The organism is Solibacillus sp. FSL W7-1464 (assembly GCF_038004425.1).
Lineage (GTDB): Bacteria > Bacillota > Bacilli > Bacillales_A > Planococcaceae > Solibacillus.
The window spans coordinates 2,062,401-2,075,329 of the sequence record NZ_JBBORC010000001.1 but is presented as its reverse complement, the minus strand read 5'-3'; the positions used below and the strand labels follow the sequence as shown (position 1 = coordinate 2,075,329).

Genomic DNA, 12,929 nt, shown 5'->3' with positions numbered 1-12,929 from the left:
ATTTATATCGAAATGTATGTAGAAAGGGGACTTGCAGAAAGGGGAATAATGATGTTTATCCAAATAAATGAAGAAGAAATAGAATTCACTGAAGTAGAGATAAGTGTACTAGAACAGGGAATAGCCGACTTATTTGAGAGATTTGATAAAAGAACGCTTGGAGAACTTACGGAACAAAAGAAATACGAGCATTTAAAAGACCTCATCAACGAACATTCACACCTAGTAGACATGCCGGCAGGAGCCGCATTAAAAGTGCTGAAAAATGAAGGGAACTATTTGTATAGACAGTTTTTAAATAATTATGGGGACTTGGTATATTCGCGCTTTGTCGTCAGTGGGGATGAGGAATTATTGAAACAGCGAGGCGTTTATACGGTCATTGCAAACAATGAACTGAAGTTTTGCGGTGTTTGTGCAAGAACATTTAAAGAGCGATTTAACCAGCATATCGGCAATATATATGCAAAAGGCTGCTATCGGGATGGAACGTCTACCCATTGCCATGTTAACGCAAAAATAACCCAGCTTTTGCCGGCAAGTGATGTGCATTTTGCAATCTATCCGATGGAGAATGAGAAAGCGATGAATAAACTGAAGAATGCAATTGTAAAACGCTTCGAACCTGAGTGGAATATACGGTCCAACAGAGAAGTTTTCGAATTAACGTCATCCTTATAATAAGAGCTGCCTTTCATCTAACAACATAAAGGCGGAATTTTTCATTTTACTATATTTTTCCGGTTTCATTTTCGACAAAAAGCGGGAATAGTAAGTGAAAAAAGTAGGTGATGATCATGCAGGCAGCATTAAAACATTACAGACAAACACACAGCGAATATAAATGGCTGCATTTTTTGGCCGCTGTCGTATTAGTGTTTACATCCGTATTCTGGTTTGTACTACCGTACTTCATGATTAATTACGGTAAATATACGACAAATGTATTCCAGCAATCTTTACTGCTGATTGCTCTGTATACGATACCTTCCATCTTTGTCACATTGCATTGCTGGTTTATTAACTTTAAAGCAGCTCTTCGATGGAAAAAAAGCTATCCTAAGGAATGTGTATGGCGCTGGTCGCTAAAATTCCAACTCATTACGATTTCAATCGTGATCTTATTTACCTCAGTTATTTATTCCAGTCTGTTTCTTATTGATATGATCAGGTAATAAAAACACTCTTCTTACCCCTGTGTGCGAAAGTGTCGCTCATTCCTTTACCTATTAGCGCGGCACTTTTGCATAATATCTCTTCCACTCTACCACAACACACTGTCAAAAAATATTCATTTAAAAAAGCAAGTAATGTATGGGGAAATTTGGTACGATGAAGGTATCAATGTTAAGGAGAATGAAGCAGCATGAATACAGATTTAAATGTCCTTTTAGCGTTCGGTGCCGGGTTTTTAAGTTTTATTTCACCATGTACGCTACCGCTCTATCCTGCATTTTTGTCCTACATAACCGGGATGACACTCGATGAGCTGAAAACTGAAAAAGGGATGATGCAAAAACGCGCAATTTTACATACTTTATTTTTCCTGCTCGGGTTTTCGATTATATTTATCGCGATCGGATTTGGAACATCGTTAGCGAAAGATTTCTTTTTCCAGTACCAGGATTTACTGCGTCAAGTCGGCGCTATTTTAATTGTCGCATTCGGTTTAATGATTGTCGGTCTTTTGCAGGTTGACTTCTTGATGAAAGACCGCAAGTTCCAGTTCAAAAACCGACCATCCGGCTATTTCGGTTCGGTGCTGATCGGTCTTGCCTTTGCGGCGGGCTGGACACCTTGTACAGGTCCGATACTGGCAGCGATTATCACGCTTGGCGGAACGAACCCCGATTCGGCAATGTGGTATATGCTCGCTTACTATTTAGGGTTTGCGATTCCATTCTTTACATTGTCATTCTTCATCTCACGCATGAACTGGATTCGTACGCATAGCCAGAAAATCATCGTAGTGGGCGGCTATATTATGATAGCTGTCGGCATTTTATTGTTCTTTGACGGATTGACATACATTATTAATCTTCTGTTGCCGATTTTCGATGGTTTTAAAGGATTCTAACAGTTCCCTGCCTATTAAGACCATGCTATACTAAGGAAAGTAACATAAGTGAAAGTATGCATGATTCAATGAATGGCTGTGTTTCCATTAGCTTTACATTTGTCCATGCAAGAGGAGGAATATGATGTTTGACAGTATACCTTCTCACTATTTATTAATTGGTTCGACGATTATGGCAATCATTATGGGCTCCTTCGTAATGTTCATAAGACTGCGTGCACAAAAAAAGCCGGTATCCACAAAAAAAATACTCATCCCGCCTTTTGCGATGTCAACAGGTGCTCTGATGTTTATTTTTGAGGAGTTTCGTGTAGCGCCAATTCAAATAGTAGAAGCGGCCGCACTCGGCTTGTTATTTTCATCTGTATTAATCTTAACGTCGAAATTTGAAGTGCGAGACGGCGCAATTTATATGAAGCAATCTAAAGCATTTCCATTCATATTAGTGGGATTACTAGTATTACGTATTATTTTAAAATTATTATTTGCCGAAACATTTGATGTAGGCGAACTGGCAGGCATGTTTTTCATCCTGGCGTTCTCGATGATTTTGCCGTGGCGAATCGGTATGCTTATCAAATATAAGAAGCTTGAAAAATCGCATATTGCCGCATAGAAAAGACTGTCTCTAAAAGTTATATACTTTTAAAGACAGTCTTTTTTTCTGTGAAGGAAATTATATACTATCGCGCTGTGGATAACATGAAACTAAATTTTTGTCCACGTCCAGGCTAAAGCGCCAACTCCTCGGTCATTTCAGTCCCTTCGTGCAAAAGTGGTGAACCGTTTACTTTTGCGACGGGCCTTCCAAGTCTTGCGGCTCACACGATGTGAGTCATTGGGGGCATGCCACAAGGACGTGGCGTTATGCCCCCTCGGAGTTGAACGGGCGCTTTAGCGCTTTTGTTCCTATGCTTCAAATAAGTGGTCATAGTTCGTCGTATCAATTTTCATTTCATTGAGTTTTTTACGTAAAAACTTATGATCGCGTTTGGGCGAAGCAATAATATAGCCGCGAATGATTAGGTCCAAGTCGATTTTTGAGGCATGCTCGTCTAGTGCAATTTCACCGATTTTACCGGCAATCTTTTCTTTTGCGACTTGACGGAATAGCTCTGGCACAGGATCGACAAGCTCGGTAAGTAATTTTTTTTCCTCTTCACCCCAAAGGTGAATCGTTTTATCTAAGTATATGTTCTGCCAGTCTAAATCCGATTTTCCGTCCTGTTTCGGCATTGCCTTCAAAAACTTGCGGAACATGAAAAAGCCGCCGATTCCCATAAGCGAGATCAATACTACTACCCAAAATAAAATAAACCATAAAAACCAGCCATCTAAGCCCACAATGTTCACCTCATTACTTAATATTGTCTACGAAATTCTTCTACTAAACTATTGGGGATAAACCTCATTATTGTCTATTATATAAGGTTTTGTAAATTTTTTCATCGTCATTGTCCCTTTTTCCGGTAATTCATGACATATATAGGGCAAGGAGGTGAGAAACATGAACGAATTCGGATTTTTAAATGCAACGTTGACAGTATTTTATCAGACAGGCATGGATGAATTTAATGAGCCGATTATTAAAAGTTCAACATTCCGTAACGTGGAAAGATATGCTACTGCCGAACAGCTGTACACAGTAGGAACAACCATCGTCGGCTTAACAGATCACGATTATATCGAATCTGTGAAAACGCAGAAAGAACTGATTACAGGTTAACCGGATTCAATAAAAGAATGGAGGTGAGCGTATGGCACAAGTTCTGCAATTAACATTTGCCAACATTGCAGGAAATACGATGACGATCAGTATTAATGATCCGAAGCCGAATTTAACGGAGGCTGAAGTGAATGCAGCAATGCAGACAATTATTGATCAGGAAGTATTTTCGAAAGACGGATTTTTGTTCAATGTAAAAAAGTCTGCGAGTATCGTTGAACGTAATGTAACGGAATTTAAACTGAACAGCTAATCGTACAAGGCCGGTAAAGTGTAATGCTTTTCCGGTCTCTTTAAATGAATAGAGGGAGGGATTTTAATGGACCAGTGGATTGCCATTCTTCAGGAAGTGACGTTTCCGATCTTTATCTCCTTTTATTTGCTGTATCGGATAGAGACAAAACTTGAAGCAATTCATACAGCACTCGTATCATTACATCATCCTGCAGACAGAACATGAGTAATTCTTCACAATGTTGACACACATACTTTCTGCCGATAACTATTGAGAATATACTAAATATTGGGTAAGATGAGAGTAATGTTCAAAGAGTGGAGAGAGAGAAATGAAAACGAAAAAAATAATATTCGCACTTATGCTCTTGGCAGCAACAGTTCTTACTGCATGCAGCAATTATCAGTTTAAACCGACGACCAACTTTGAAATCAGTGGATTTACAATGACCGACCATCGGAACAATGAAGTGACACTGGAAAGTTTAAAAGGGGAACCATGGCTGGCGATGTTCATCTTCACAAGCTGTACAACGATCTGCTCGCCAATGACGATGAATATGACGCGTGTGCAGGACCATCTGGAGAAAAAAGGGCTGGAAGATTATAAAATTGTCGCGTTTTCCATTGATCCGGACTACGACACACCGGAGCGTTTGACAGAATACTTATCGCGCCATACACCGGTAGACGAATCAAAATGGCATATGCTGACAGGATACGATCAGAAATTTATCGAACAATTTGCCAGAAACTCATTTAAAACACCTGTCCAGTCAATTGAAGGAGACGATCAAGTGATCCACGCCGATACATTTTTCCTGGTGGATGAAAAAGGAATCGCCGTGAAAAACTATTCAGGTTATGGCACAGGAGAAGATGGTGTTCCATATGAAACGATTGCAAGTGATATGGAAGCGCTCATTGACGAACGTCTAAATTAATAGTAAAATGATAGATTAACTTGCGAAAAAAGTGGAGCAGCTTTTTAGCAAGTTTTTTTTGTAGAGTGAGGGTTTTCTAATAAAATTTTAAATGTGCTAATATACCTGCAAATTTTCTAATAAATTGCGGTTCTTCTAATAAAGAAGCGGGATATGCTAATATCAGGTCCGAATCAGCTAATATACATGCCGACTTTTCTAAAATCAGCTGCAGAAGTGCTAAAATAAACAAATTTCTTCTAATAAAAGCTGGCATCAAAAAAAGTGCAAAATGTCGATAATACAACAGTTCGCACCTTATTCAAATTCTCATTAATATTTCCCCGGCTTACCATTTTAATCATTCCCGCAGGAGCGTCAGTTCAATAAAAATACTTGTAAGATTGCTAAAAACAAACCACAAACTACAGGGAAAATATTGAAAAATAAATACCCGTTTGATTGATTCGTGCAATTTTCTAAAGGATCTTTTGAAGGAGAACCTAGGTAGCGAATGAACCTCTGAAAAGTGGACTGTTTTTGCGCAAGTTTTGTTACGGGTATGTCAAATTTATAAGAATCAAGCATATTGGAAAGCTCTTTTTCCTTATTAAATTCCTCGTTCATGGTGGAAATCCTCCTTTAATTCAGCTTTTAAAGTCTTTATAGCATGATGCAGCCGTGATTTCACCGTTCCGACCGGGATATCTAAAATTAAGGAGATGTCTTCCTGCGGTAAATCTTCATAGAATGCAAGCAAAATTACTGCCCGCTGTTTATCCGGCAAGTTGGAAATCGCCTGTTGAATGACCAATGTGTCCTCAGCTTGCAGTGTCTTTTTCTGAATGGGTACAAGAAACGGCATGAGTGTTTGCCATCGCTTACGTCTGTTCAACTTATTTATCATTAGACGGTAGGCAATCTGAAATAAGAAGGCCTTCACCTTACCTCGTTGCTGGTCATACTGATCCTTTTTTGTTTGCAGCAATTCAAAGCTGTCGTGGACAATATCAACACTCAGTTGCTCATCCTTTGTGTAGCGGTACAAAAAACAGTAAAGTGGTTCATGCAATTGAGCGTAAAGCTGTGCCAATGCATCTTTATCGCCAATTTGAAAAGCGGTCATCAGTTCCTCATTGCTCGCCATCATAAATGTCACCAAAACGGGCTTTAATACTTTTTAGTACAGCTGAAATACGCATGACTAAATAGACAACCATTACAATAACCCATGCCTGCGCCTGGTTAGTAAAAAACTGAACATAGGAATTTTCAATTGTTTCGCCAAATGAAAGTAATATGTTAAGAGCTTGCACACAGACGATTGTGTACACAGCTAGAATTAAAGTAACCGCATCAAATACATTCCAGCGCAAAAAGATAGTTGTCTTAGCATAATTGATCTTCTTGTTTTCCCTAACAATATGTTTCTTGAAAAAAGGAATCAAAATTGAAAATAAAACTATCATCTCAACCGCAACAGCAATTAACGAAACTTTAAAACCGGTACCCATAAGCATTACCCCTCACCTCGTTGAATTTGGAATACATATCGTACTTCCATTTTTAATGCTTTCAATGACTATACAAACAGGAGGAGAGAAAGGTTCAAAAAATTATAAAATAATTATTCCGTAACAACTTCCGGTTCTTTTATATTTTGCTCATTCTTTTCCTGTAATCGTTTCGTATATTTTTGTACAACAACACTAATGTAAAAGAACATCCCCGTTAAAATACCGGAAAATACCCAAACCGCTACTCGTTTATAAATCAGCATGTCACCATAACTGTCAATTCCAAACTTCCGTAAAAGATAGACCGTAATTCCTGCCATAACTAGTCCTCGGATAATGAACACAATCTGGATCAGCTGAAACCACCGGAAAATCCCTTTTTGGAAGAATAACGCCTTACTGTCCTTTCGTGAATAGCCTTGCAGATAAGCAAAATCGACTGCAATATACAGAGAAATAGGCTGCTTCACAATGAATAAAATGACAAATAGAAACGTATAAAAAAGACCTAAATATACGTTATTCCAAATCATCTGCTCGGCTGAACCCGACAGCAGATCAACCGTAGTACCAATAAGCATCGAACCTAAAATAAACAATCCCGTCACATTAAACTGACGATCTTTCGCAAAGCGGTAAACCGTATAAATGATCCCGGGAACAGTGGACAGCAGCATTGCGGCATAGTCACCAAGAGGCTCTCGTCCAAACTTCCATATCGCATAAGGTAAAACTACATAGAACAATAGTTCCAGAAAGATAAAATATTTATTCGACTGTGAATTATTTGCCATAAAAGCCTCCATTACCATTAAAAAAGGTATTTATTTTTTATAATACTGAAGATTATCCGACACTATGTTTTATAGATGAATTACTTGAAAAAAAGCAACTAAGCAAATGAAAGACACTTAAAATCAGCTTGCAATAACTCCTTTTCTATTACTGTAATATTATGTATATTCTTCTACGTATTGCCTTGAAGAAAGTTTCAAAATTTTAATTTAATAGAGGGGTAAGGTAAAAGGATTGAGGGAACAAAAAGTAAGTAGGTGCTAAAATACTATTAGCTTTTTAAATTATGTATGTTACAATAACTTTCAAATAAAATAATTTCCTTCGGGGTCGGGTGAAATTCCCAATCGACGGTGATGAGTTGAACTCTAAGCCCGTGAGCCACTTTATGTGTGCAGGATTTTGGTGCAAATCCAAAGCCGACAGTTATAGTCTGGATGGGAGAAGGAATAGCAACACATTTTAAAAAATTTGATTTTAAATGTGATTTTTTGCTATACACTTTTCCTGTCGCGCCTTGTGACGGGATTTTTTTATTTCCATGAAAAGAATAATTTCCTTCGGGGTCGGGTGAAATTCCCAATCGACGGTGATGAGTAGATCTCTAAGCCCGTGAGCCACTTTATGTGTGCAGGATTTGGTGCGAGTCCAAAGCCGACAGTTACAGTCTGGATGGGAGAAGGAAGCAATGTCAGCAGTTTTTTGAAAATTATGTTCAAAAAGCTTATTTGATGATGCTCAATTTTCCTCTCATCGAACTCCGAATTCAATCGGGGTTCTTTTTTTAATTTTAAAAAGAGGTGAGCAGGATGTTTACAGGAATCATTGAAGAACTGGGAACGGTTGAAACGATCAGCCAGTCCACACAAGCGATGGAACTAGCCATTCGCGCAAGCAAAATTTTAGAGGATGTTCAACTCGGGGACAGCATTGCCGTTAACGGTGTCTGTCTGACAGTGAAACAATTCTCGCCATCCGTATTTTTGGCGGACGTCATGCCAGAAACGGTCAAAGCAACAAGCCTCCAGCAATTAGCAGCAGGAATGCCTGTCAATCTGGAACGGGCGATGTCGGCGAATGGTCGTTTTGGCGGGCATATTGTTTCGGGCCATGTTGATGGGATTGCGACAATACAACGTAAAAGACCTGTTGCCAATGCCGTTTATATTGACCTGGCAATGGAAAAGCATTTGATTGCAGAATGTATTAAGAAAGGCTCAATTACAGTGGACGGCACGAGTTTAACAATTTTTGATGTGACCGACACATTCATTACCATTTCCTTAATCCCTCATACGTATGAGCAGACTGTATTAGGCTATAAAAAGCCGGGAGATGTTGTGAACATTGAAACAGATCTAATCGGTAAATATGTAAAAAAACATTTACAAAATCAAACGGGAAGTACGATAACAATGGACTTATTGCAACGTACAGGATTTTAAAGGAGTGGTACAAAATGAATACGATTGAAGAAGCAATTCAGGCATTGAAAAACGGCGAGATTATTATTGTGTCAGATGACGAGAACCGTGAAAATGAAGGGGATTTTCTAGTTTTAGGAGAATTCGCTACACCGGAAAATATTAATTTCATGGCACTTCATGGAAGAGGGTTAATTTGTACACCAATTTCATCTGCAATTGCAGAAAGACTTTCTCTTCATCCAATGGTGCAAAGCAATACCGATACATATCAAACGGCTTTTACGATTAGTATCGATCATATCCAAACAACGACAGGTATTAGTGCATTTGAGCGTTCTAAAACGATGTTAGCATTACTGGATCCTGCAACAAAACCGGAGCATTTTCATCGTCCTGGCCATGTGTTCCCGCTCATTGCAAAACAGGGAGGCGTGTTGGAGCGTCGCGGGCATACGGAAGCAGGCGTCGATCTGGCAAAGCTTTGCGATTCAAATGAAGTCGCGGTCATCTGTGAAATTATGAACGAAGATGGTTCAATGGCACGCATGCCGCAGCTCGAAAAGCTGGCACAAAAACATAAACTGAAATTTATTACTATCGAAGACTTAGTTCAATATATAAAATTAACTACCGTATTGGTATAAAAAGGAGCAATTAAAATGGGAAAAATATTTGAAGCACAATTAGTCGGAACAGATTTGAAAATCGGAATTGTCGTAGGGCGATTCAATGAATTTATTAATGATAAATTATTAAGTGGTGCACTCGATGGCTTGAAACGTCACGGTGTTGAAGAAGCAAACATTGATACAGCATGGGTACCTGGTGCCTTTGAAGTACCGTTTGTGGCGAAGAAAATGGCTGAAACAAATAATTATGATGCAGTAATCGGATTAGGTACGGTCATTCGCGGATCAACAACACATTATGATTATGTATGCAACGAGGCAGCGAAAGGAATTGCAAAAGCAGGCCTGGATACAGGAGTTCCGGTAATTTTCGGCATTGTCACAACTGAAAATATCGAACAGGCGATCGAACGTGCTGGTACAAAAGCAGGCAATAAAGGCTATGACAGCGCAATGTCCGCAATTGAAATGGCCAACTTGAATAAAATGTTTTAATATAGAATAGTGTACGCCACTCCAAAATTTTGGGGTGGTTTTTTTCATTGCTTTCAATAACAAGTTTACAAATTATTTCCTGTATATTACTATTACGTTATACGATATATCGCGTGACATAATAGGTGGAGGAATGAATATGTCTTACAATGGCGGACCGATGACTGAAGCAATGTATTATGTGTTATTGGCGTTAATGCGCCCAAATCATGGTTATCAGGTAATGCAATCCATTACAGAAGTATCAAAAGGCCGTTTAAAGATGGGGCCCGGAACGTTATATGGTGTCCTGTCACGTATGCAAAAGGACGGATTAATCGCTTTGTCAAAAGACGATGGGCGGAGAAAAATATATGAAATTACGGAAGAAGGCGAGCGTGCATTAAGACTGGAATATGCTCGTCTACAATCTCTAATTTTCGACAGCACTATATTGGAGGAGGGGAACGATGGCTAAAACGGTACGCAAAATCCGCCCAACGAACTATTGGCGAATCGGAGAACACGAAAGCTGGTTTTCGGACATGTCGTTACAAGGGCTGCACCTTCATAAAATGGGAACCAATTTAGCCCATTTTAAAAAAGGTGACCCGAAGCGAATCGAATACCGGATTGAAGTGACAGACAAAAAATTAATAACTAATGAGCAAATTGATCTGTACGAGGAAAACGGCTGGGAGTATGTTACAAGCTATCAATGGTTTCATGTTTTCTCTTCGCCGGCTGAAACCAATGCACCCGAAATTCATACAGATCCAGCAGAACAGGCATTTACTTTACAGCGCCTTTATAAAAAACTCGTCTTTAATTTAGTATGGGTTTCTCTGGGAGTGGCCCTGATTTTAGGTATGCTTTTGGCGATGTGGTTTTTGGATGGAACGCCTGTTTTACGGTTGGTTGAAGGATATGTCGTTCAGCAAAGTACCCTGACGATCCTCTATATTTACTATGTTATTAATGCGGTAAAAGCAATGCTCGCGATTAAAGAATTGAAAAAAAGTTTAAATGAAGGCAAAGCCATCAATCATCACGCTCCCTGGAAAAAAAGTTTGAAAAAAAATGGTGCATTTTCGGTTGTCTTTATAGGTATTATTCTTGCAAACGGCTTAATTATGCCATTTTATCAATTGAAAAAAATGGATACCTTTACACTTCCAAAAAATGACGAAAACTTGCCGTTTGTCCGTTTAGCTGATATCGAACAAAATCCACAGCTGAACCGGGATGAATATTATACAGATGAATTCGATTGGGCAAACCGTTATACAACAAATTGGAGTATCTTTGCACCTGTACAGTTCGAGACGGAAGAAATGTGGTTGGAAGAAAGCGGAACCTATTCACCGAGCGTTTCTTCTGAAATATACAATTTAACATTTCAGGCATTCGCTAAACCATTGCTGTCCGACTTGATGGAGTGGCATACATACGGAGATGAAAGGGGAAGTTTCATAGAAAGTAAGCACCCTGTTCTTGATTATCTTGTTATTCACGAGGATGAAGAAATGAAACAATTAGTTGCTTCAAAAGATAAAGTGGTCATGTATATACGTTATTACGGATATGCAGAACTGGATGTCCTAGTGGAAAATGCAGCTCAGAAAATAATGCTGCTTGCGGAAAGTTAGTTCTAAGCGGTGTAAAAGGCAATCCTGCATGGGCAGGGTTGCCTCTTTGCTGTGAACATTTTCAATATTCCTTAGTGCGTCAGTGAGTGCTGAAATGGTTACCTGGTCCGAATTGTTTATTTACAAACATTCCCTTGTATTTTATTGTTAGGTCAGACATATGAGGAGGGAGAGCGATGGCAGAAATCGTACGCAGATTAAGACCGGGGCAGTATTGGCGTATCAAGGAACATGAAAGCTGGTTTTCGGATATGTCCGAGCAAGGTCTTCATTTTTATGAGATTGGCACACATTTTGCGAAGTTTAAAAAAGGTGATCGCAAACGAATGGATTACCGGCTGGAACTCGCAAAAAGCAAATATATATCAAGTGAAAAAATCCGGTTATTTGAAGAAAGCGGCTGGGACTATATTGCGAGTGACCGCAATTTTCACGTATTTGCATCACCGACAGATCGTAAAGCAAATGAACCTCCGATAGATCGGGAAGAGCAAATAACTGTGGCAAATGCTCTTTTCAAGAAGACATTGATAAGTTTCATCTTTATATTATTTGCTTTGGCAGCTCTTTTTTGGCTTATAGGCGGCCTTTGGTTTAATGACGAGACCCCTATCTTAATATTAATTGAAGGTCATATGTTTACGACGACGCTTCTTTATTTACTAAACATTTTTCACCTGATTTCCATGGCGATGGGGCTGCTTGGTATTGCACGCATACGACGCGATATGAAAGAGGGAAATCCTGATGATCGTCAAAAGCCATGGGAAAATTTTTATCGGAATAACTTAATAACGTATGTTGCGACTTTGGTTTTATCATTAATTGCCGCTTGCATTCCAATTTACCAGTTGTTGCATTTAGGTACCGTTACATTACCAGAAGAAGATCCGACATTGCCGTTTGTCAGGCTTGCAGCAATCGAAAATGCTCCACATCTTGAACGTGATGTTTTTATGATAGACGGGGAAGATTGGAGAAACAGTTACTCGGAAAACTGGAGTATAGTTGCTCCTGTGCAATTTAAAATGAAGGAAAATTTCATTGAAAAGAAAGGGCAATGGTCTGACCCGAACAACAGTTACAACCCTAGTATCTCGGCTGAAATTTTCCGGTTAAGCTTTCACTCCCTTGTTGCACCATTGGTTGAGGACTTAATCACGGAGCATACGTTTGATGATGAAACAGAATTATTTACGGAAAGAGAGCATGATGGATTTGACCGATTACTTGTGCGCCTAAGTGACCGAAACAAAGAATTCATCTTCGTAAAAGAACAGGCGGTCATGTATATTGATTACTCGGGGGAAGTTGAGGCGGATGTCATTATAGTGAAGGCTGCCGAAAAAATGATGCTGTTAACGGAAAGCTGATTGCTGATTTAGATTTTCTAATAAAATTTAAAATCATCTAATATCGTTTCGACATCTTCTAATAAGTTGACGGTTTTCTAATATATAATGCAATTGTTCTAATAA

18 protein-coding genes, 1 pseudogene and 2 riboswitches are annotated in these 12,929 nt (G+C 39.0%); of the genes and pseudogenes, 14 read left to right on the top strand and 5 right to left on the bottom strand.

The annotated features are described in order from the left end of the window. Positions 1-51 precede the first annotated feature (51 nt). From MKZ25_RS10135 to MKZ25_RS10120, 4 genes are all read left to right on the top strand, one after another. A complete protein-coding gene (locus tag MKZ25_RS10135) occupies positions 52-681 on the top strand; it encodes a hypothetical protein (protein WP_340801367.1) in 630 nt (209 codons plus the stop codon). Between the two features lie 116 nt (positions 682-797). After that, positions 798-1,175, top strand: a complete 378-nt coding sequence (locus tag MKZ25_RS10130) for a hypothetical protein (RefSeq protein WP_340801366.1) — start codon at positions 798-800, stop codon at positions 1,173-1,175. A 191-nt stretch (positions 1,176-1,366) separates the two neighbouring features. Further along, complete coding sequence (locus MKZ25_RS10125; protein ID WP_340801365.1) at positions 1,367-2,077, top strand: cytochrome c biogenesis CcdA family protein; 711 nt, start codon at positions 1,367-1,369, stop codon at positions 2,075-2,077. Between the two features lie 124 nt (positions 2,078-2,201). Further along, the gene (locus MKZ25_RS10120) at positions 2,202-2,693 is read left to right on the top strand and encodes a CcdC family protein (RefSeq protein WP_340801364.1); all 492 of its coding nucleotides are present in this window, start codon (positions 2,202-2,204) and stop codon (positions 2,691-2,693) included. A 293-nt stretch (positions 2,694-2,986) separates the two neighbouring features. Here MKZ25_RS10120 and MKZ25_RS10115 read toward each other — a convergent pair whose 3' ends face one another. Beyond that, positions 2,987-3,421, bottom strand: a complete 435-nt coding sequence (locus MKZ25_RS10115; RefSeq protein ID WP_340801363.1) for a DUF2621 domain-containing protein — start codon at positions 3,419-3,421, stop codon at positions 2,987-2,989. 163 nt (positions 3,422-3,584) lie between these two features. Here MKZ25_RS10115 and MKZ25_RS10110 point away from each other — a divergent pair, with 163 nt between their 5' ends. The 4 genes from MKZ25_RS10110 to MKZ25_RS10095 all read left to right on the top strand — a co-directional run bounded on the left by MKZ25_RS10110 (position 3,585) and on the right by MKZ25_RS10095 (position 4,981). Continuing rightward, complete coding sequence (locus MKZ25_RS10110; RefSeq protein WP_340801361.1) at positions 3,585-3,803, top strand: DUF1659 domain-containing protein; 219 nt, start codon at positions 3,585-3,587, stop codon at positions 3,801-3,803. Between the two features lie 31 nt (positions 3,804-3,834). Further along, the gene (locus MKZ25_RS10105; RefSeq protein ID WP_340801360.1) at positions 3,835-4,056 is read left to right on the top strand and encodes a DUF2922 domain-containing protein; all 222 of its coding nucleotides are present in this window, start codon (positions 3,835-3,837) and stop codon (positions 4,054-4,056) included. 66 nt (positions 4,057-4,122) lie between these two features. Next, positions 4,123-4,263, top strand: a complete 141-nt coding sequence (locus MKZ25_RS10100) for a YvrJ family protein (RefSeq protein WP_340801359.1) — start codon at positions 4,123-4,125, stop codon at positions 4,261-4,263. A 106-nt stretch (positions 4,264-4,369) separates the two neighbouring features. Next, complete coding sequence (locus MKZ25_RS10095; protein ID WP_340801358.1) at positions 4,370-4,981, top strand: SCO family protein; 612 nt, start codon at positions 4,370-4,372, stop codon at positions 4,979-4,981. Positions 4,982-5,338: 357 nt separating this feature from the next. Here the strand turns inward: MKZ25_RS10095 and MKZ25_RS10090 are convergent, their stop codons facing one another. The 4 genes from MKZ25_RS10090 to MKZ25_RS10075 form a co-directional block, all read right to left on the bottom strand. Next, on the bottom strand, positions 5,339-5,587 hold the full coding sequence (locus MKZ25_RS10090; protein ID WP_340801357.1) for a hypothetical protein: 249 nt from the start codon (positions 5,585-5,587) through the stop codon (positions 5,339-5,341). Beyond that, the gene (locus tag MKZ25_RS10085; RefSeq protein WP_445326864.1) at positions 5,571-6,110 is read right to left on the bottom strand and encodes an RNA polymerase sigma factor; all 540 of its coding nucleotides are present in this window, start codon (positions 6,108-6,110) and stop codon (positions 5,571-5,573) included. Before MKZ25_RS10085 ends, MKZ25_RS10090 begins: the two co-directional genes overlap by 17 nt. Beyond that, complete coding sequence (locus MKZ25_RS10080; protein WP_340801355.1) at positions 6,094-6,474, bottom strand: group-specific protein; 381 nt, start codon at positions 6,472-6,474, stop codon at positions 6,094-6,096. The genes MKZ25_RS10085 and MKZ25_RS10080 overlap by 17 nt, the downstream gene beginning before the upstream one ends. A gap of 113 nt (positions 6,475-6,587) precedes the next feature. Continuing rightward, on the bottom strand, positions 6,588-7,271 hold the full coding sequence (locus MKZ25_RS10075; RefSeq protein ID WP_340801354.1) for a VC0807 family protein: 684 nt from the start codon (positions 7,269-7,271) through the stop codon (positions 6,588-6,590). Positions 7,272-7,588: 317 nt separating this feature from the next. After that, positions 7,589-7,725: riboswitch (FMN riboswitch) on the top strand. A gap of 99 nt (positions 7,726-7,824) precedes the next feature. After that, positions 7,825-7,960, top strand: a riboswitch (FMN riboswitch). Positions 7,961-8,081: 121 nt separating this feature from the next. On the opposite strand from MKZ25_RS10075, the gene ribE reads away from it, so the two are divergent. The 6 genes and pseudogenes from ribE (at position 8,082) to MKZ25_RS10045 (ending at position 12,824) form a co-directional block, all read left to right on the top strand. Further along, complete coding sequence (gene ribE, locus MKZ25_RS10070) at positions 8,082-8,717, top strand: riboflavin synthase (RefSeq protein WP_340801353.1); 636 nt, start codon at positions 8,082-8,084, stop codon at positions 8,715-8,717. Between the two features lie 14 nt (positions 8,718-8,731). Further along, positions 8,732-9,340, top strand: a pseudogene (gene ribB, locus MKZ25_RS10065) (3,4-dihydroxy-2-butanone-4-phosphate synthase); the annotation flags it as partial. Positions 9,341-9,358: 18 nt separating this feature from the next. Continuing rightward, positions 9,359-9,823 (top strand): 6,7-dimethyl-8-ribityllumazine synthase, encoded by a 465-nt coding sequence (gene ribH, locus MKZ25_RS10060; protein WP_340801351.1) that lies wholly within the window; start codon positions 9,359-9,361, stop codon positions 9,821-9,823. Positions 9,824-9,962: 139 nt separating this feature from the next. Continuing rightward, complete coding sequence (locus MKZ25_RS10055; protein WP_340801350.1) at positions 9,963-10,280, top strand: PadR family transcriptional regulator; 318 nt, start codon at positions 9,963-9,965, stop codon at positions 10,278-10,280. Then, complete coding sequence (locus tag MKZ25_RS10050; protein ID WP_340801349.1) at positions 10,273-11,451, top strand: DUF2812 domain-containing protein; 1,179 nt, start codon at positions 10,273-10,275, stop codon at positions 11,449-11,451. The genes MKZ25_RS10055 and MKZ25_RS10050 overlap by 8 nt, the downstream gene beginning before the upstream one ends. Before the next feature lie 176 nt (positions 11,452-11,627). After that, positions 11,628-12,824, top strand: coding sequence for a DUF2812 domain-containing protein (locus MKZ25_RS10045; protein WP_340801348.1), 1,197 nt, complete (start codon positions 11,628-11,630; stop codon positions 12,822-12,824). Positions 12,825-12,929: the final 105 nt, after the last annotated feature.

Coding starts and splice junctions, on each gene's coding strand:
- ribH (WP_340801351.1), top strand. CDS start 9,359: ATGGGAAAAATATTTGAAGCACAATTAGTCGGAACAGATTTGAAAATC.
- MKZ25_RS10075 (WP_340801354.1), bottom strand. CDS start 7,271: ATGGCAAATAATTCACAGTCGAATAAATATTTTATCTTTCTGGAACTA.
- MKZ25_RS10085 (WP_445326864.1), bottom strand. CDS start 6,110: ATGATGGCGAGCAATGAGGAACTGATGACCGCTTTTCAAATTGGCGAT.
- MKZ25_RS10105 (WP_340801360.1), top strand. CDS start 3,835: ATGGCACAAGTTCTGCAATTAACATTTGCCAACATTGCAGGAAATACG.
- MKZ25_RS10045 (WP_340801348.1), top strand. CDS start 11,628: ATGGCAGAAATCGTACGCAGATTAAGACCGGGGCAGTATTGGCGTATC.
- MKZ25_RS10090 (WP_340801357.1), bottom strand. CDS start 5,587: ATGAACGAGGAATTTAATAAGGAAAAAGAGCTTTCCAATATGCTTGAT.
- MKZ25_RS10125 (WP_340801365.1), top strand. CDS start 1,367: ATGAATACAGATTTAAATGTCCTTTTAGCGTTCGGTGCCGGGTTTTTA.
- MKZ25_RS10110 (WP_340801361.1), top strand. CDS start 3,585: ATGAACGAATTCGGATTTTTAAATGCAACGTTGACAGTATTTTATCAG.
- ribE (WP_340801353.1), top strand. CDS start 8,082: ATGTTTACAGGAATCATTGAAGAACTGGGAACGGTTGAAACGATCAGC.
- MKZ25_RS10080 (WP_340801355.1), bottom strand. CDS start 6,474: ATGGGTACCGGTTTTAAAGTTTCGTTAATTGCTGTTGCGGTTGAGATG.
- MKZ25_RS10095 (WP_340801358.1), top strand. CDS start 4,370: ATGAAAACGAAAAAAATAATATTCGCACTTATGCTCTTGGCAGCAACA.
- MKZ25_RS10050 (WP_340801349.1), top strand. CDS start 10,273: ATGGCTAAAACGGTACGCAAAATCCGCCCAACGAACTATTGGCGAATC.
- MKZ25_RS10055 (WP_340801350.1), top strand. CDS start 9,963: ATGTCTTACAATGGCGGACCGATGACTGAAGCAATGTATTATGTGTTA.
- MKZ25_RS10100 (WP_340801359.1), top strand. CDS start 4,123: ATGGACCAGTGGATTGCCATTCTTCAGGAAGTGACGTTTCCGATCTTT.
- MKZ25_RS10135 (WP_340801367.1), top strand. CDS start 52: ATGTTTATCCAAATAAATGAAGAAGAAATAGAATTCACTGAAGTAGAG.
- MKZ25_RS10130 (WP_340801366.1), top strand. CDS start 798: ATGCAGGCAGCATTAAAACATTACAGACAAACACACAGCGAATATAAA.
- MKZ25_RS10120 (WP_340801364.1), top strand. CDS start 2,202: ATGTTTGACAGTATACCTTCTCACTATTTATTAATTGGTTCGACGATT.